Here is a 19653-nt window from a genome sequence, read left to right on the forward strand (position 1 = left end):
CCTTTCAACGCGTTTGCCCGATCGATGAAACCGACGCTTGCGGTGTCCTGGCAAATGCGCCTCGGACCTCGAACGCGATCGTGTCGGCCACGCGTCCCCGCGCATCCAGCAGCTCCAGGCGATGGCGTCCCGGCCACGGCGACCAGGCGAGGCGTGATCCGCGACCGATCACGCGGCCGTCGAGTCGCCACGTCGCGCGCGCAGCCGCCGCATTGCCTTGTTCGAACCAGATGCGTTGGTTCAGCGGAGGAATATCGGGATCGAGTGCGAATATCGTGCCGTCAGGCGGAGCCGAAATGAGCAGCGGGGCGCTCGCACCGGCGCTTGGCGGTGGGGGCGACGCGCCCGCATCGCGCGCACTGCCGACCTCGATCGACGTATGACGCGTTCCGCCCGGCATCGAGTGACCCGCCGTATCGGCAAGGGCCGCAGCCGACAATCGAATCGTATCCACGCCGGTTCCGCGTACAAACCACTCGTTGCGAGACGGTTCGATACCAGGGGCATAGGTGATCCAGCGGTGTTCGACGTCGGCTGGCGCTTTCGGCGCAATACTGGTCCCACGACGTTCCAGGTAGGCGACGAGCGCAGCCCACACGGGCGCGGCGCCAGTGACGCCGGACACATTCCACATGGCGGATCCGTTGGCGTTCCCCACCCAGACCCCGATGGTGTAGCGCGAGGTGAAGCCGACCGCCCAGTTGTCGCGCATGTCCTTGCTGGTGCCCGTCTTGACCGCGGAAAATCCACGCGTGTTCAAGACGCTGTCGAGCCCGAAGGTCCGCACGCGTGCGTTATTGTCGGCGAGGATATCGGTGACGATATACGTCGCTGCCGGACTGAATATCCGTTTTCCTGGCGCTTCGTTCGACACACCCGATGCCGACACCTTCGCGTTAGGGACGGGCCCGCGCGCCGCCGTCTCGGCGCGCTGCATGGCCGTGTTCGAGGACGTATTCAGGGCCGGCGGTTGATCTCGCACCGTGCTGACGCGTCCGCCGTTCGCCAGGGCACGATAAGCGTTCGTCAGCGTCAGCAGCGACACGTCGGCACTGCCGAGCGCCAGGCTATAACCGTAGAAATCCCCTTCCTCGGTCAGCGGCAGGCCCAGCCCTTTCAAGGTGTTTGCAAATCGGTTTGGCGTGACGAGTACCAGCGTGCGCACAGCCGGCACGTTCAGCGAACTTGCCAGTGCGCTGCGGACGCTGACCCATCCCTTGAAGTGCTTGTCGTAGTTTTGAGGGATATACAGTCCGCCGCCGGCAGCGAGATCGAGTGGTGCATCGTCGAGCAAGGAGGCCGCGTTCAGGCGACCCTCGTCGATCGCCTGCGCATAAAGAAACGGCTTCAGCGTCGAACCAGCCTGACGCAGGGCCGTCACCGCATCGACGTCGGGGGCCGCCGACAACACACCCGAGGAGCCGACCCAAGCGCGTACCTCGCCGCTGGCATTGTCGATGACCAGCACGGCGCCGTCCGCCACATTGCGGTTTTGCCTGGGCCCGTTCAATTCGGTCAGGGCACGCTGTAACATGTCGCGCGCGAAGCGCTGCAATGGGGCGTCCAGCGTGGAACGCACGCGTGCACCGGCGACAGGATGCACCTCGGTGGCGATGCGGCGGGCGAAATGGGGGGCCAGGCCAGGGTTGGTGTTCCGCCCCGCGACACCCGTGCCGTCGTCGGCGGCGACACGCGACACCTGCGTCACACCCCGGGTTGCCAGCGCCGCATTGCCATCGAGGACCGCACAATCGGCATCGGCATCCATGTCTTTCAAGATGCTGCAGGCCCGCGTGCGGACGCGGGCGGGCGCGGCGTTCGGCGCGCGGACCAAGGCGGCAGCGATGGCGGCTTCTGGCGCATCGAGTCCTGAGGCGGCCTTGCCGAACAGCGTCCGCGACAAGCCGTCCAAGCCGATGATTTCGCCGCGGAACGGCAGTAAATTGAGATACGCCTCGAGGATCTGATCTTTACGCCAACCGCGTTCCAGTTGCAACGCTTCCCACGCCTGATCGGCCTTGCCGGACCAAGAGCGTCGGCCCGAAGGGCGTCGTCCGTCGTCGCGTGGACCATCGCGCTGACCATCGAGCAGGCCGGCGAGCTGCATCGTCACGGTGGACGCGCCGCGCGTGCGCGTGTTCCACAGATTGGCCCAGGCGGCCCCAACGGCGCCGCGCCAATCCACCCCGCTGTGTTCGTAGAAGCGACGGTCCTCGGAGACGAGAATCGCCTGCAGCAATGCAGGCGATACGTCAGCGAGCGCCACCCAGTCGCCGCGTCGCGCGGTGAAATCCACGCGTGTCCGTTGCAGCGGCGTACCGTCGCGCGCGAGCAATATCCAATCGGCACTGCGCCATGTTTCGCGCACGGCATCAAAAGTCGGCAGCGCCATCGCGCGCACCGGCACCGCGCCCAGCACGCACGCCAGCATCACTGCCGAAGCCAGGCCCTGACGTGTCATGAGGGCTCGGCGTCGGAGAGGGGAGCAACGGTGACCGGCGCATTCGGTGCGATGCCATAGACCGAGGGGGCATAGAGCGCTTCGACGCGCGTCGGTGGCAGGCCGAATGTGCCGACGTTGTTCAGCCGCACCGTGTAGTCGACGGAGAAATGCCCCTTCGGCAGATAGCTGAAGTAGGCGCGATAGCCATCGAAGCCACGCTCGATGAAGTCGGGCCAGGTGTCGTCGTTTGCGCCTTGTCCTTCGCCTTGTGTCGCAATGTCGGAGTCGCGCCCGAGGCCGGAGCCGAGAATCGTCGCGCCGGCGGGCACCGGATCGTTCACGACGACCCACGTCATCGGGCTGTCCGCGTCGATCTCCACGCGTACGCGCAAGATATCGCCGCGCGTGTAGCGTCCCTTGATGGCCGGCGATATCGCCGTGATCGTTTTCTTGATTCGATACCCTGCCGCAAAGGGCGTGGTCACCGGGACCGCCGCCAGGCTTTCGATCGTCGCCCACGGCTTGCCGCTGCCTTGCTGAACGATACGCAATCCGCCCGTGCCGACGTCTGCGCCAGCGGGAGCGCTCGCCGATGCGGCCAGCGATGGCAGGTTGCGCGGCGCGGCGTCGGCAGGTCTGATCGGTACCGTCGCTTTCGTCGCTTTACCCGCAGGCCAAGGCAGAAGGGTCGCCAACGTTCCCTTGCTTTCGCCGGTAGGCCATCCGAGCGTCCGATCGTCGCCGCCCAGGGAAACGATCGTGGCCCCGTTGACCGGGGTCTTCTCGAATTTTTGCGAGAAGCGCGCGATGGCGAGCGATCCCAAGGCATTGGCGGTCGTCGTCGACCACGCGCCGTTGCGCTGCATCGCCAACAAGCCGGTGGCGATGCGCGGCAATGTGTCCTGCCAGGCATCGTCGTCGAGGACGCCGAGCAACATCCTCGCGGCATTGGTTTCGCTGCCGGTCATTAGCCACCAGAGGTCGTCGCCCGCGGCTGTCGAGAACACCAACTGCGTGCCTTGCCAGGTCAGCCGTGCGCGCAGGATCTGATCGACGGCTGCGCGTTTCGCATCCCGTTGCGGCATGTCCTGCAGACGCGACAGGATCGCCGCGTAGTCCAAAACGGCCGATGTCGGCCAGCGGTCCGGGGTCAGCGTCACGCTGTCGAGCATCGATGCGCGCGCTGCGCCATAGCGCGACAGCGCCTCGATTGCCGCTAGTTTGCGCAGATCGCGGTCCTCGCGCGGTGCCCACGTATCGCGGGAGATCCGTCCTGCGACATAGGCGACCAGACCGCCGACGAGATTCGCGCGAAGGTCGTCGGGCAAAGCGAAGCGCGGATCGAGTCGACGCGCCTCGTCTGCCAGCACCAGCAGATAGGCGGCCAAGGTCGGACTCCCGTGTGCGCCGGCATCGTCCGAAGGCGGGAAATAGGTCGGTAGCCCGTCGGCATCGAAATAGGACGGCATACGTGCTTCTACCGCCTGCCATTGTGCGAGGTCGCGTAATCCGATCGCCTGCGACGATTGCTGTTCGAGGCAGTCGTACGGATAGCGCCGGAACCAACGTGTCACGCCCGGCAGTCCGTCGGCGAGCGTCGCGCGTAGCGATACCGCGATGCCGCCGCGGACAGTCGAGGTCCCGGTGTCGTTCGCATCCGCGAGCGCGCCGCCGGGCGCGCCGATCGGCACGGACACGCTGCCGTCCACCTGCGTCAGCATCGCTTGCTGCACCGTGACCGGCACGGCGGGGAGCACGTCCTCGGTGACATTGAGGTTATCGGCGGCAAGCGGCGGTGGCGCCGTCGTCGATTGCTTCGCTGCCTGTGCGCCATCCCGCCGTTCCTGCGCCTCGACATGCCAGCGCAAGACGTCCGCCTCGTTGAGCGCTGTCGCATCCCCTGGCAAGCGCTCGGCGAGCGGCGGCACCGTCAGCATCCAGGCAACTTCCTGCGCCGCCCCTGGCGCCAGCTTGACGGTCCGGGGTGCGATGCCCGCATCGGAGGCAGCGGAGCCACCGGAGGCATTGGCGGCCATCAGCGCGGCGCCGAGTGCGCCGTCGGGTCGCGGCGTGACCAATACCGTCATCGGCCGCTCCGTCGTATTGCGGACCGTGAACTGCGCGCGATAGCGATCCCCAACCCGTACCACCGGCGGCAGCCCGGAGATCAGTTGCAGGTCCTGCGTGGCGACAAAGGACGTGCTGCCGGTGCCGAAGCGATCTGCCCCGACTGCGGCAATCGCGACCACGCGAAAGCGCGTCAGCGAATCGTTGAGTGGCACGGTCACGACGGCGCTCCCGCTGGCATCGAGTACCACATCCGGCGACCAGAGGAGGAGGGTGTCGAACAGCTCGCGCGTTGGTGCGCTGCCGCCGCCACCGCCGGCGGGCACCGCTTTTCTGCCGAAGTGGCGCCGACCGACCACCTCCATCTGCGCGGTCGCTGTTTCGACGCCATAGGCGCGTCGTTGCAGCATTGCGTCGAGGAGATTCCAGCTCCGGTTCGGCATCAGTTCGAGCAATGCCTCGTCCACCGCGGCTAATGCGATACGGGTGCCAGCCGGTGCGGGCTTGCCGTCCGGCAGCGTCACACGCACGCTCACCCGGGCTTTGCCACGAACGGGATAGCGCGCGGCGTCGCTCGATACGGCGACGTCGAGGCGGTGCGCGCGCGTGCCGACGCGGATCTCCGCGAGGCCATAGCGGAAGGCGGGCTTCGACAGATCGACGAGCGTCGATGGCGGCCGGTATTCGCGGCCCTCTCCAAGGAAGGACTTGGCCCATCGCACTGGCGACTTCCAGCCCCATGTAAAAAAGGAATACCACGGCACGTCGTGGAGACGGCCGCGAATGGCGAGGATCGACACATAGACGTTCGGCCCCCAATCATCGCCTACCTTCAGCGCGATAGTCGGTTGCTTGCCTCCGAGCGTGACGACGTGGGTTTCCATGACGCCGGCGCGTTCGACGGCCACCAGGGCACGCGCTTCCCGAAAGGGCATGCGCACCTGGAAGCGCGCCGTGTCGCCTGGCGCGTAATCGCGTTGTTCCGGAATGACGTCGATCCGATCGGTATTGTCGCCACCGAACCAGAGCTCGTCTTCATGAGCGACCCATACGGAGGCTGCCGCATTGGTGGCATGGCCGTCGCTGTCTTTGGCGATGGCGATGAGCTGCACATTGCCGGTATGTGTCAGGGCGGCATCGCAATGCAAGCGGCCTTGCGCATCGCTCGCGCCCTTGCACAGGACGCCCAGGTCTTGCGTTTCGTCGTGGTTGTCGTAGGCATAGAAGCCGCCGACCATGCGTTTACGCGTGGACGTTGTCGTGCGCGATACGCCCTTTACTTCGATCGACACCGACGCGCGCGGTTTGCCCTGCAGATCCACCGCGACGATATCCAACGGCAATTTCTGCCCGACGGCGATCCAACCCGCGGTGCGGATGCCGACGGCGACAGCGGCAGGCCATAAGATCGTGTTGCCGCGCAACGTCTGTATCTCGCCGTTCGGATCGGCGAAGCGCGCTTCGAGCGACAGTTGACGCGGTGCGTCGGCCGGCGCCAGACCCTTGAGCGTGATCGTCCCCGCGCCGGTGCGATCGAGCGTCAATGGCAATTTATCGGCGAGCAGGCGCGGCGCATCGGGATCCGCGTTCGCCGGCGTGGCGCCGCTATGACTGTCGTCACCGTCGCTCCCGACGTCGCCACTCGCGCTGTCGTCGTCGCCGTGATTGTCTTGTCCGGGACGGTATGGCACAAACGAGAAACCGGGATAGCGATCGGTAAACGGCGCTATGGTGGATCGTGTCATCGCCGACACCTGCACCGGCAATGCCGCCGCGCCGCCCCCGGCGGTGTAATCGATCTGAATGGCGAGCGGCACGTCCTTGGCGCCGATCAGCGGATGCGCCTTTTCGTCCCGCACCGCGATCGAGCCCTTGAAGACCGGCAAGCGGAAGGCTTCGACACGGAAGCCGCCCGTATCGTACCGTTGGCTGGGCGCATTTTCGTCGCCCGATTCTAGCGCGACCGAATATTCGCCGAGCTTCGCGCCTTTCGGAATATCGAACTGCGTATCCGATGTATGGGCGTCGTTCCACGTCAATGGCAGACGGAACGTCGCGCCACTACCGACATGCGTGATGACGGCACGCGCCGGGTAGGCGGTGGGAAAGTCGAGGCCGGTCAGCGTTTCCCGACGAATGAAAAATTTCATCGACACGGTCTCGCCGACGCGCAACAGCGTTCGGTCGAAGACCGCGTGTGCTTGCACGGTTGGCGCGCGTCCCATATCGGTGGGCACATCGAAGCGCCAGGAGTCGATGCCTTGGTTCCAGTCCGATTTGACAAAGGCCATGTCCGGCCCAGACGTCGGATCGTCGACGCGCGCCGATACGAATAGACCTTGGAATCCGGTATCGTCGTTGCATTCGCGCTTTTCGATGAGCGCGGCATCGATTTTATAGAGGCCTTGCGTGTCGGTCACGCCGGTCGCGAGCAGGTCGCCATTGCAGTCCGACACGCGCACCTGGGCGTTCGCGACCGGTGCTCCCTTGTCGAGCGAGGTCACCCAGACCAGGCTATTGTCACGCCCTTGCTTGAAGTGCACGCCGAGATTGGTGACGAGCACCGCGGTGCGGACATACATGGCTTTCGGTTCGGCGAGCAATGATCGACCGAGCGACGCGGACGCCAGCTCCATCACATAGAACCCGGGCTTCTGCACGGGGATACCCACCACTTCGAAGGGGCGGGGCGTCCCCGCTTTGTCTTCGTCGGGCGTCGGAACGGTCAAAGCCTCTGCGCGGGCGTTCCCGGCGAGCAATGACAGCGAGCGGACGTCGATGCTGCGTTCTTGCGGCTTCGGTGCGCGCTCGCCTTCCGCGAGCGGGGGATAGACCGGATGCTGGCCCGCAGCGCCAAGTAGGCCTGGGCGAATGCGATCGATCGTCTGGACTATCATGGTGCCGTTTTCGAATTGCTCGACCAGACGCATCCATTGACGGATCGCGGTATCGTCGTCGATACGCAGGATGCCCAAGCGAGCACCTTGCGCGCCGTTCGCGTTGTTCGTCGCGCCGTCCTTGGCGGCGTTGCCTGGCGTCGTGGCGTTTGCATCGCGAGGCGACGCTATTTCGATACGCCGCAGCGTGACGGGGACAATGGCCGGCATGCCCGGTTCGGCGAACCGTTCGACGATGCCAAACAAGCCCGACGAGAATTTGGCCAGCGGCGGCAGGACGGCGGTGCGCGTGGCCAGTGGGAACAGATCCGCGTTGGTCAGTGCGCGTCCCGATACGTCGCGCAGACCGGCAGGCAGCGTGAGCGTCAGCGGCGCGTCGATCGGCAACGGCGTCGCGAAATTCACCGACGCGAGTTCTGTATCGTGATCATCCGGCTTGAACGACGGGCTAATCTCGCCGCTTGGCGTACGGAGGCGAATCGCCTCGGCCTGTACCCGCGTGATGGGCGCGTTGAAATCGATTCGTAGCGGACTCAGCGGCGTACATGGCGCGCTGGCATTCTCGCGTTCACACGAAAATGTGGCAGCGAACGGTGCGCGGACGGTGAAGTCGAAACGCTTCTCGGATTCGTTACGCACGCCATTCGAGCCGGCGACGCCCGCCCCATACACGAGCTGTACTTTCGCCGAGGCGGGCAAGGCCTGCGCGCACCCGAGCGTCAACACCCGGGCCGCTTCCTTTTCGAGCTTGAAATGGGCGAGCAAGGCTTTTCTCGCGGCCGGATTGGCAGCGTGTACCGGAATGCGATTACCGATGCCACTCGCCTCGCACCAGACATTGTCCAGGGCCGAACGCGGATCGACCGCGCCGGTCAGGCGCAGTACGAATAGTTGCGCTTCTTCGATTTCGGCGCCATCGTATGGGAGCACGCTGAGCGGATACGGCCCCCCGGTGTGGAAGCGATATTGCGTCGTGCCGCTGAAGGCCGTGCCCGACACCGCATGCATGTCGGCATTGAGCGTGACGGCGCAGCGCGTGCTCGCGGGCAGGTCCTGGGCGAAATCGTAGAGCCAGGTCTTGGCGTCGCGCCAATGTCCTTGGCCCTTCGGCGGGGCGTCGATCGACTCACAGCTGAGCTGCGCAGGGGCCGGCGCCGCTGCGTCCCCGAAGCGGACCATTGGCTCATCAAAGGTGACGACGACCTGTCGCACCTGGCTGACCGTTCCCTGCGGCGACAGCGTCAGGACGCGTGCAGCTTGCGCTTGAGGTAGCAGGATCGTTGCGAGGAAAGCCAGCATCGCGATCCGCAGAAAGGCGATCCCGGAAACCGCGGTGCCGCGTGCGCGCCGGATAAGGACGGCGCCCGGAGCGACGGTGACTGCAGTGTCCGGCGCGTTGCGCAGGGCGACGCCCAAGGCACGAAAAATCCGTTTCATATCGCTGAATCGTTGACCAAGGTGTTGGCAAGCGTTTATTTTTTTGGAGCTTCTTGGCGATTCAGCGGTGCGTGCCGTGCCTGGACTTATCGATACCGATCTTTATCGCGAACCTGTCGCAATAATATCGTCTGCCTTACATCTTAGTCACGATATTTTGGATTTGTAAGGAGATGCCGGGCGCGTTGACTTCGCGTCAGGGGCGGGGGTTTTCGTAGCTCACGGGCGCGGCATGGCGGCAGGCGGCATGTGGGCGTGCCGGGCCAGCGGCGCGCGGTTTTAAGAACATGACGATGTTTAGTGATCGGTTTCGCTGAAGTCCGCCAGGATATCGTCGCGGAGCTGGCCAACCCGCGGATCGGTGCGATGACGGGGGCGCGGCAAGGGGATATCGACGATGCGGGCGATATGTCCTGGGTGCGGTTTCATCACGACGATGCGATCGGCCAGAAAAACCGCTTCGTCGACGTCATGCGTCACCAGCACCATCGTGATTTTCTCGACGTCCCAGATACGCTGAAGTTCCTGCTGCATGCGTGCCCGCGTCAAGGCGTCGAGGGCGCCGAAAGGCTCGTCGAGCAGCAAGAGCTTTGGCCGGTTCACCAGTCCGCGCGCGATCGCGACGCGCTGTGCCATACCGCCGGATAACTGGTTCGGGAAATGTTTTGCATACCCTTGCAACCCCACCAGGGCGATGTGCTCGTTGACCGCCTGCTGTTTGGCGTTTGGCGATAATCCGGCATTTCGCAAGGCGACCGCGATATTCTGCTCGACGGTTAGCCAGGGAAAGAGTCGATGGTCCTGAAACACGATGCCGCGTTCCAGCGACGTGTCGCGCACCGATGCGCCATCGAAACTGATCGTGCCGTCATATTGCGTATCCAGTCCGGCAACCAAGCGCAGCAAGGTCGATTTTCCGCAACCGCTCGCCCCGACAATCGCGACGAATTCGCCTTCCTTGACGGTCAAATCGACGTTTTGCAATACCGGTTGCGTGGCATGTGCATCGAAACGTTTTGAGACATGCGAGATCGTCAGTAAGGCAGGGTCCGGTAGCGACGCGTGCGTCGCGCTCACCGCCGTCTTCGGCGAAGCAGACGTGGACGGTCCAGGCTGAATAGTGGACGGTGTCGATGACATGGTGTGCGCTCCAGGGAATAAACGGAAGTGAAGGGTTGACGGCGTACTGCACCAAGGCGACGAGAACGGATGGCGTCAATGGCGTGGCGGGATCGCCGTCAGGCGCGTCCGCCGAAGCGCCGTTGCAGGAAGCGGGCGAGTGCATTCAGCAAGGCACCGATAAAGCCGACGACCAATACGCCGAACAATACGAAATCCATTCGAAATTGTTCGCTGCCATCCACCAGAAGATTGCCGATGCCGGCGCCGGCGACGAGCAGGTATTCGGCACCCAGTGTGGCGAGCCAGGAATAGATCAGCGCGAGATACAGTCCGGTGAAAATCGACGACGATGCGCTAGGGAGCACGATAAACACGACGGTCTGCCATGGTCGATAGCGGAAGACTTGGGCGACCTCGCGCTGCGTGGCCGGAACGGCACGAATGCCGTCGGCGGTATGCACGACGATCGGCACCAAGGCGGCAAGCGACAGGAACACGACCTTTGCCGTATCGCCCAAGCCGAACCATACCGATATCAAGGGAATCCAGGCAAACAGCGATACTTGCTTGAACGCATTGAAGGAGGGCGAGATCAGGCGGTCGGCCCATTTCGAGATGCCGAGCACGACGCCCAACAGCAGCCCGAGGGCGGTACCGATGGCAAAGCCGGTGAACTCGCGTGTCAGTGAAGCCGCAACCGCATGCGCCAGCGACCCCGAGCGAATCTGCTCGACGCCGGTGCGCCAGACTTGCTCCGGCGACACCCAGATCCCATGGGGCGTGGGCGAATCCGGCACTGCGACGAACCAGACGGCAACAATAAGGAGGGGGAGCACCCATGCGCGCCACGCGCCGCGCAGGCGGGGGGTGGGTTTTTTCCGGGATAGGGTGCCGAGCGAGCCCGATTGCGACGGCGTGGACAATGCCAAGCCTGTTGCGCCTGTTGCGGTATCTGTTTGTGACGCCATGACGCCATGACCTCCATTATGGTATAGCACGCGTAACGATGCGATCCGACCGCTTGCGGGCGCATCGCATGCGTCACGTCAACCGCGTTGCAATGCGGCTTCGAGCACGGTCAGCAGGAGATCCGCGGTATAGCCGATCGCCGCAATGATCAAGACCGAGGCCAGAACGAGATCCAGTTGAAACAGTTGGCGCCCATAGCCGACTAAGTAGCCCAATCCCGAAGACGATGCCAGCAGTTCGACGACAACCAGCGCCAGCCAGGCCTTCGTAAATGCCAGGCGCACGCCGGTCCCGATAATGGGAAGCGCCGAAGGCAAGATCACCGATACGATCGTTTGCCAGCGGGTCAGCCGAAATGCACGGGACACCTCGATCAATCCTTTCGGCGTTTCCCGAAAACCTTGCAATGTGCTTAACGTCACGGGGACGAGGGCCGCGTGGGCGAGCAGGATATATTTCAATGGCTCGCCGATCCCGACCAGCAGCATCAGGAAGGGCAGCCAACCGAGCACCGGCACTTGGACGATGGCATTGAACGTCGGCAAGATATAGGCCTCCGCTGTCCGCGAGAGTCCCAGCACCGCGCCGAGCAACACACCACCGACGACGCCGATTGCAAAGCCGACGGCGATCCGCATGAGGCTGGCGCTGACATTGCTCCACAGATCGCCGCTGACAGCCAGATCGTGGAGCGTGGCGAACACCTGTGCCGGCGGCGGCAAGATCTGCGGGGAAATCCACCCGTAACGCGCACCCAGACCCCATAGCACGACGGCGATCAGGGGCAGCACCCACGGCGCCAGCAACCAGGCGAGTCCGACCGGGGAGCGCGCCGAGCGAGGTTCGGACGCCGAGGTCAACGGTATCGACAATACCCCTCGAGCAGCATTATTCGCCATCGCGACTACCTCCATTTAAGAGAAAAACCGGCACGCGACGCCTGTTCGAATCGCGTGCCTACCGTCCGAACAAACGTCCAAGCCGGGCATTAATTCGGCGCGACCTTCCCGTCGGCATCGTACGGTTGCCACGTCTTTTGCAGGCCCAGCGTTTGCAAGGTATGGTCGATGTATTTTGTCTCGAACCAACCATCCACCTTCACGGGCGTACGAATCAAGTGCAAGGCGAGCGCTTCGTCTGCAACTTTCTGGTAACGCGCAATGTAGAACGGGTCGATCAAAGGCGACTCGCGTTCCTTCAATTGCTGTCCATGGAACTCGTCTTCCCAGGACTCGACCGGTGTCCCGCTTTTCGCCCACAGCGAGAACAGCGCAGCGCGATTCTTTTCGTCGGACGACCACTGGGCCGCTTGAACAAAGGCGGTTACCACCGCTTGCACGATGTCGGGATGGGCTTGCTCGAATTCGGGCAAGACCAGCAAATGCGACTGGCGTGTGTATTGCGGCCCCGCATCGCGGGATGAATAGATGATCTTGACGAGACCTTGGCGTTGCAACTTGAACAGCGAGAAATCGAGGAAGGCGGCATCCACGCCCTTCGATACCAGCGCGGCTTGCGCCGCGGCGGTATCCAGATTCAAGATGTGCAGATCGTGCTCACTCAGGCCATTGGCCTTCAGGACGTTATCCGCGACCAATTGGAGATTGGTACCACGGAATAGCGCGACGTTCTTACCCTTCAAATCCTGAATGCGCTTGATGCTGGAGCCGGCAGGCACTGCCAGATAGATGCCGGTGCGTACGCCGTTTGCGGCGATGATATGGCTTTGAATGCCGTTCGCACGGCCTAGCACCGCAGGGAGGTCGCCCTGGTCGGCGAAGTCGAGTTGGTGGTTCGCCAGTGCCTCGTTGACGGCTGGACCCGCGCCCTTGAAGAAGAACCATTTGACCTGCACGCCTTGAGCCTTCAACGCATCTTCGTATCGATGCTGGATTTGTGCGGTCGCATCGGGCGATCCGCCAAACGTGGGCGGGTCGCCATATCCCTGCGTCGCCACGCCGATTCGTACGACGAGCGGATCGGCGGCGGCAGCATCGACGTTATGAAATAGCGCCGTGGCGAGCAAGGCAAGTGATAAGCCGCGCGTGGCGGAAGACTGCATGGCGCGACGTAAGACGGAAAATGGCTTCATAAAAACGGGAGAGTTGGCAAGGAAGGCGCAGGCGCCGGCACAGGTAAAAGAACTGTGGGAAGCGCTTTGATAGTGCGGAATGGGCCGATAACCGTCGGTGCCGCGTAGCGCTAGCGGTTCAGGCAACGTGTCGCTGTTCGTAACGGTTCGCCGGATAGGGGAGTCCAAGATTGCCGCGCAACGTGTTCGATGTATATTCGGAACGGAACAGGCCGCGACGTTGTAGTTCTGGGACGACCGACTCGACGAAATCGGTCAGCCCGCCTGGCAGCCAGGGCGACATGATGTTGAAACCGTCGGCACCGTCTTCTTCGAACCATTGCTGAAGTTGATCGGCGATACTTTTGGGTGTGCCGACCACCTGTTGATGGCCGCGCGCGCCGGCGATGCGGAGATACAATTGCCGAATCGTCAGATTGTCTCTTCGCGCGAGGTCCAGTAACAGTTGCTGGCGGCTCTTTCCGCCATTCGTTTCCGGAAGTTCCGGGACCAGGCCATCTACAGGGAAACGCGACAAGTCGACACCGCTCATCTTCGAGAGCAAAGCCAGCCCGACCTCGGGATGCACGAGATTCTGCAGCGTGTCGAATTTCTCTTCGGCCTCTTCCTGTGTTCGACCGACAACTGGAAAGATACCTGGCATGACTTTCAGATGATCCGGATCGCGGCCGAAACGCGTCATCCGACCTTTGATGTCGCGATAGAAGGCTTGCGCTTCCTCGAACGTTTGATGCGCCACGAAGATGACCTCTGCGGTCTCCGCGGCCAGTTGACGACCCGCCTCCGACGCGCCCGCCTGAACGACAACCGGCGAACCCTGAGGCGAACGCGCGACATTCAGGGGCCCGCGAACCTGGAAATGTTTTCCATGATGGTTCAATACATGTAACTTGTCCGATGCGAAATATCGACCACTTTCTTTATCGCGGAGAAAAGCATCTTCGTCCCAGCTATCCCATAAGCCGGTCACAACCTGATGGAATTCTCGCGCTCGCTCATAGCGGGTGGCATGAGCGGTGTGTTTTTCGAGATTGAAATTCTGCGCTTCGAGTTCCGTACTGGATGTCACCATATTCCAGCCGGAACGTCCGCCACTCAAATGATCCAATGATGCAAATTTCCGCGCCACATTGAAGGGTTCATTGAATGATGTGGAAACGGTAGCGATCAAGCCGATCTGCTTGGTGACGACGGCGAGCGCCGAGAGTAGCGTCAGCGGCTCGAAATGATCGGCGCGGGCGGTACGAGACAGCACATTGACGTTGCTTTCATTGATGCCGACGTTATCGGCAAAAAACACCGCATCGAATTTTGCCCGCTCTGCAATGGCAGCCAATTCGGCGTAATGCGAGAAATCCAGTCCGCCGGACGCAAGGGCATCCGGATGGCGCCAGGCAGCGATATGATGTCCGGTTTCCATCAGGAACGCACCGAGCTTGATTTGGCGCTTGTTTGCTGCGGTCGATGCATTGCCCAAGGTGCTTCCCCTTTAACCATTGGTGATGGAATGCGTTGCGCGGACGCTTCGCAATCCTTCTTTCCGATTGCGACAGCGACAGGTCGATTGTGCGAAACGCGACTCCGAATCCCAACTAATCTATTCGCGTTTGCTTATCTGCCAGGCGCTGAATGCCGTGCCGCGTCGTTGCCGATCGCGATGTCGCGCGGCGCCGATGCGCGTCAGGGAAGGCGGGGATGCCTTGTGCGGTGTGCCGTTTGGTCTGTACCACATGATATGTGGTACAGGGGACAATGGCGTGCGGAGGTTAAAGGGGACGACGCACGTGCAATGCCGGAGCGTCGTTTGCCTGTGTTACAGACTTCCTACAAAGGATGCGTTACTTATTCCGCTTTAAGGTTGCGCGTGCTGGGCCGCTGTCGGGCGCTTACCGTCAGGCTAGCCGCGATTCGACTAGGGTGCGGGTTTCTGCTCGATCACGCCGTACCAACCTAGTCCGGTGTAGCTTTCGTAACCGGGGGTGAGGGCGAAGGACACCGTATCGCCTCCGGATGCGCGGTAAAAACCAGCCGATTTACCCTCGTGTTGCAGGATGAAACGATCGCCCAATTTGGAATGCTCGTCCGAACTTGCAATCACGTGCGATTTCGAATCGACGATCATGCAGCGGGTGCGCTTCCATTCCTCGTCGCTCAGGCGCACGCTATTGACAACCGCCTTTGCCTGGGGCGCCCAGTCGAAGAAGATCAGCAACGCGCCGATCGGCTTTCCCGTATTGTCGCCATTCTCGCGAATCGCCGTGGCGTAAGTGCCGACAGGCGCATTGCGCAATAGCGGCATCGTCTGAATGTCGCCCGCGACATAGTCGGCGCCGGTTGCCGTACCGATGGCACGCTTGAATACATCCATGTCGGCCACGTTCTGGCCGATGACCTTGTAATCACGCCAGCGGCCGTTTGCCAAGACACGGCCCGATAGGTCGGTGACCCATAGGTCCAGATAGACAGTGTAGCTATCCAGGATCACGGACAGGCGCCGCGATGCAAACTGCTGCGAGGCATCGTCCGGTGCCGCTGCGCAGCTAACGACCGAAGCGTCGGTTGCCCACCAACGTACGTCGCACGATCGCTCGTAAAGATTGCGATCGACGATATCGATCATATTTAAAGCCAGATCAGCGCAACGTTGCCCCGCGTGGTTGTCGAGTTTGCCGATCATGCTATCGCCCAGCGACGTCAATTGCGCCAACGAACCCGCCAGTTCTTTGTTCAGCGCCGTGGTCACTTGCCCGATTCGCGAGGAGACGTGCTTGACTTGATTGGCCACGACCGCGAAGCCCCTTCCGGCATCGCCCGCGCGGGCCGCTTCGATCAACGCGTTCAAGGCAAGGAACGTCGTTTCTCGATTGATTTCGTTGATATCGGAGATTTTCGCATTGGCCAGTTTGCGGACTTCATACGTGAGATCGACGATTTCGCGCGGATTGGACATAATGATGAACTCTTACTAATTGAAAGAATAAACCCCGCATAAGACAGACGCCCTGATATGTCGACTAAAATATCAAGGTGCGGGAAGGGCATGCGATGTTTAACGGGTTGCTAGCTTATAGCCTAGCACTGCATAAATCACGTTTTATTAGAACGTTCGATTAATGACTATTACGTGCGGCACAATTGACAAGATGTTTTCGGCGACGTCTCGCGGTGTCGCCGCGGAGAGTAGCGACACGCCAGCATATCGCTTGGCAGAGCGCTAGCGGAGCCCGGGAGCCGATCTGTGCGCAGTGTCTCGGATAGACAGCTCCGATCGGTTTCATCGATATCGCAAAATGAAAAAACTGTTCCGAATCGACATTTCATTGCCGATTTTTCGTTTGACGGACGGTCGCGTTACCAGAATTTCTTTCGTGATCTTTCAATAGACGGGGCGGCATACACATTTTGCCAGCGATATTGGTGCTGTCTCTTTCGCGTTATTTTGAGGCAATAACGAATTCGGAATAATGCATGATCAATTGACGCATTGATCCAATCGACACTTCGATTCACTCGACAATACAATTGAGTCAAAGCGTTAGACTGGTGTGCCGATTTTTGGATAAATGCTGGCTTGGAACGGTACTGCGTCACCGTGGTGGCATGGCGAGTTTTCGTGACGCGCTAGTAAGGCGGGGCGGACTTGGCCGCTGCACCCCGACTAGGGCGGAATCGTCGCCGGGCGTTCAAGTGAACGTAATCTCATAAAATTAAAAGATAGGACTGCGAATTAAAAAATAGCCGTGCGCTGGCTAATTTCGCAATGCATAGGGCCACATGCCGGGTCGCAGCGCTCCCCGTACTTGCGGCAATCTCATTCGCAAAAATCTGATTTGCATATCGTGAATGCCGCTAAGAGAGTTGGAATATTTGAGATATTCTGGCGTGCGATTTCTCCACCGCCTTATGTTCCTTGAAAAGCCGCGTAGCTGTCGCCCCCCAATGAAAAAAATTCGCCTTAACGCTTTTCTGATGAATTGCGTGACGCATCTCGCGCCCGGCCTATGGACGCTGCCGGGAAATCGCGCCGTCGATTACCTGCAGCCTCAATATTGGGTAACGCTCGCGCAGACGCTCGAGCGGGGCGGCTTCGACGGGATATTTTTGGGGGATGTGCTCGGCGTCTCCGACGTGTTCAAGCGCTCTCCCGATGCGGCGCTTCGTCATGCCGCGCAGGTGCCGATGAACGATCCGTTGGCTGTGATCCCGTTGATGTCGGCCGTCACCCAACATCTCGGTTTTGGCGTGACCTGCTCGTTGACGTATGAGCATCCCTATACCTTCGCCCGCCGCCTTTCGACGCTCGATCACCTGACGCAGGGACGGGTAGCGTGGAATATCGTCACGTCCTATCTCGAAAGTGCCGCCAAGAATGTGGGATTGGATCGACAGTTGTCCCACGACGAACGCTACGATCTGGCCGATGAATACATGGCCGTCTGCTACAAGCTCTGGGAAGCCAGTTGGGAAGACGACGCCGTCATACGCGATACGTCGAACGGCACGTATACCGACCCTCGCAAAGTGCATCCCATTGGGCATCGCGGTCGCTATTTCAACGTGCCTGGGTTTCACATGTGTGAACCTTCTCCGCAGCGTACGCCGGTCCTGTTTCAAGCAGGGAGTTCTGGGCGCGGAAAGGTATTTGCCGCGACGCACGCGGAGTGCGTGTTTCTTGCCGCGCCGACAAAAGGCATCATTCGCCGGAACATCGCGGATATTCGGGCAGCAGCGCAAGCCGCGGGACGTAATGCCGACGACATGCTCACCTTCACGATGTTCACGGTGATTCTCGGCAATACGCATGCCGAGGCGCAGGCCAAATACGCGACGTACCGGAAGCATGTGAATCTGGACGGCGCTGCGGCCTTGTTATCGGGATGGACCGGGATCGACCTCAGTACTTACGATCGAAACCAGATCCTGGAGTATGTCGGTACCGACGCAGGGCAATCGGCACTCGCGTCTTTTACCAGTGCCGATCCGTCGCGGAAATGGACGGTCGGAGAGGTCATCGAATACGTTGCCTTGGGCGGCCGAGGGCCGGTCGTTGTTGGTACGGCGCAAGAGGTGGCAGACGAGATGCTGTCGTGGGTCGAGGAGACCGGCTTGGATGGCTTCAATCTGACCTATGCCACGATGCCCGGAACGTTCGAGGATGTGGTGACCTTGCTTGTGCCGGAGTTGCGTCGACGTGGCGTTTATCAAGATGCGTACACGCCCGGGACCTATCGAGACAAGCTCTTCGGTCGAGGGCCACGCTTAGCCGGCGCGCATCCCGGGGCCGCCGCACGCAACCGGGACGTGTATTGATTTCACGCGTTCTGATCAATGGCATATGGCACGTTTTGTCGATTGGCCTGCCTTCACCGCTGTGTTATCGACCTGCACCTATCACGCGATGCGCGACATGAAGCGCATCCATATGGAATGAATATGAAGAAGATCCCTTTATTTGCGGGCGCGCTCCTTGCCTTGGCGGTGTCGACCGTGTCTTGGACCGCGAAAGCCGACGACCAGCGGATACATATTGGCGTGCTCGCGCCGCTGACAGGCGCTGGTGGTCCGTCCGGTCCAGAAGAAGTGCGCGCCGCTCAGAAAGTAGCGGACTATATCAATCAAGCCGGCGGCGTGCTGGGCAAAAAGATACAGATCGATGTCGAAGATGACGAAACCAATCCGACTGCGGGCGTTGCCGGCGCGCGCAAGTTGATCGATGTCGATCACGCGGTTGCCATCACCGGTATCTGGGCCAGTGGCGTAGCGTTGGCAGTGCGGCCGATCGCCATCGAGCGCGGCGTTGCCGTGATCGCGAATGGGAACGCCGATGCGTTTACACAAGGCGACACGAAGGGTCTCGCATGGCGCTTCATGGCACTCGGTACCGATTGGGGAACGGCCTTCGGCAAGGTGGCGAACGGCTATAAGCCGAAGACCGTCGCGATCCTCGTGATGCAAAATCCATTCACGCTTTCTTTTGTCGATAGCTTCAAGGCGGAAGTGCAAAAGAGCGGTGCGAAAATTGTCGACGTCGTTCCCTACAATCCGAGTCAGCCTTCTTACTCTGCGGAAGTGGAACGGGTGTTCAGCAAGAATCCGGACGTCGTGTTCGTCCCGGGCTATGTGACGGACTTCAGCGTCATCGCGCGTGATGTTTATCGGAACGGCTTCACGAGCAAAATGATTACGCTCACGCACGCGGTCGATCCAAAGGGACTCGGCAAGAACGTCTCGGAGGGAATCGCCAGCGTATTGCCGGTACCCGATCCCAAGTCGCAGACTTTTGCGCTGTACCGAAAACTCACGGGGGTGCCGGCCACGTCCACGGAGATTTTTGGGCCGAGCGTATTCGATCAGGTCGTCGTCACTGCCTTGGCAATCGAAGCAGCGAAGAGTACCCAGGCCAGTGACTTTACCAAGCACTTCCCAAGCATCGTCAATGGGCCGGGGCCGGATGTGTTCGATCCGGTGGAAGCGCTGAAGCTGATCCGTGCGCATAAGCCCTTCCGCTATTCCGGTGCCTATGCGGATTTTCACTTCCGCGCCGACGGCGATCCGACGCATGTCAGCTACGGGCACTTCGAGGCACATGACGGTGAAAATGCCTTGAAGGAAGTATTCCAGTGAAG

At 61.3% G+C, this 19653-nt stretch carries 10 protein-coding genes; 2 read left to right on the forward strand and 8 right to left on the reverse strand.

Going from position 1 to position 19653, the window contains the following annotated elements:
* Nucleotides 1-4: 4 nt before the first annotated feature.
* From pbpC to ABEG21_RS20665, 8 genes are all read right to left on the reverse strand, one after another.
* Nucleotides 5-2461, reverse strand: coding sequence for a penicillin-binding protein 1C (gene pbpC / locus ABEG21_RS20630; RefSeq protein ID WP_347557288.1), 2457 nt, complete (start codon nucleotides 2459-2461; stop codon nucleotides 5-7).
* A complete protein-coding gene (locus tag ABEG21_RS20635; RefSeq protein ID WP_347557290.1) occupies nucleotides 2458-8844 on the reverse strand; it encodes an MG2 domain-containing protein in 6387 nt (2128 codons plus the stop codon). Before ABEG21_RS20635 ends, pbpC begins: the two co-directional genes overlap by 4 nt.
* Nucleotides 8845-9141: 297 nt before the next feature.
* Nucleotides 9142-9984 (reverse strand): ABC transporter ATP-binding protein, encoded by an 843-nt coding sequence (locus tag ABEG21_RS20640; protein WP_347557291.1) that lies wholly within the window; start codon nucleotides 9982-9984, stop codon nucleotides 9142-9144.
* A gap of 98 nt (nucleotides 9985-10082) precedes the next feature.
* Nucleotides 10083-10934: an ABC transporter permease gene (locus tag ABEG21_RS20645; RefSeq protein WP_347557293.1), complete on the reverse strand. Its 852-nt coding sequence runs from the start codon at nucleotides 10932-10934 to the stop codon at nucleotides 10083-10085.
* A 78-nt stretch (nucleotides 10935-11012) separates the two neighbouring features.
* Complete coding sequence (locus ABEG21_RS20650) at nucleotides 11013-11834, reverse strand: ABC transporter permease (RefSeq protein WP_347557294.1); 822 nt, start codon at nucleotides 11832-11834, stop codon at nucleotides 11013-11015.
* Between the two features lie 89 nt (nucleotides 11835-11923).
* A complete protein-coding gene (locus ABEG21_RS20655; protein WP_347557295.1) occupies nucleotides 11924-13027 on the reverse strand; it encodes an ABC transporter substrate-binding protein in 1104 nt (367 codons plus the stop codon).
* Nucleotides 13028-13145: 118 nt separating this feature from the next.
* On the reverse strand, nucleotides 13146-14504 hold the full coding sequence (locus ABEG21_RS20660; RefSeq protein WP_347557296.1) for an LLM class flavin-dependent oxidoreductase: 1359 nt from the start codon (nucleotides 14502-14504) through the stop codon (nucleotides 13146-13148).
* Nucleotides 14505-14939: 435 nt separating this feature from the next.
* Nucleotides 14940-15977 carry a methyl-accepting chemotaxis protein gene (locus ABEG21_RS20665; protein ID WP_347557297.1) on the reverse strand — a complete coding sequence of 346 codons (1038 nt, stop codon included), beginning with the start codon at nucleotides 15975-15977 and terminating at the stop codon, nucleotides 14940-14942.
* 989 nt (nucleotides 15978-16966) lie between these two features.
* On the opposite strand from ABEG21_RS20665, the gene ABEG21_RS20670 reads away from it, so the two are divergent.
* Nucleotides 16967-18337 (forward strand): LLM class flavin-dependent oxidoreductase, encoded by a 1371-nt coding sequence (locus ABEG21_RS20670; protein ID WP_347557298.1) that lies wholly within the window; start codon nucleotides 16967-16969, stop codon nucleotides 18335-18337.
* A gap of 123 nt (nucleotides 18338-18460) precedes the next feature.
* Complete coding sequence (locus ABEG21_RS20675; protein WP_347557299.1) at nucleotides 18461-19651, forward strand: ABC transporter substrate-binding protein; 1191 nt, start codon at nucleotides 18461-18463, stop codon at nucleotides 19649-19651.
* The last annotated feature ends 2 nt before the right edge of the window (nucleotides 19652-19653 follow it).

The organism is Robbsia sp. KACC 23696 (assembly GCF_039852015.1).
GTDB lineage: Bacteria > Pseudomonadota > Gammaproteobacteria > Burkholderiales > Burkholderiaceae > Robbsia.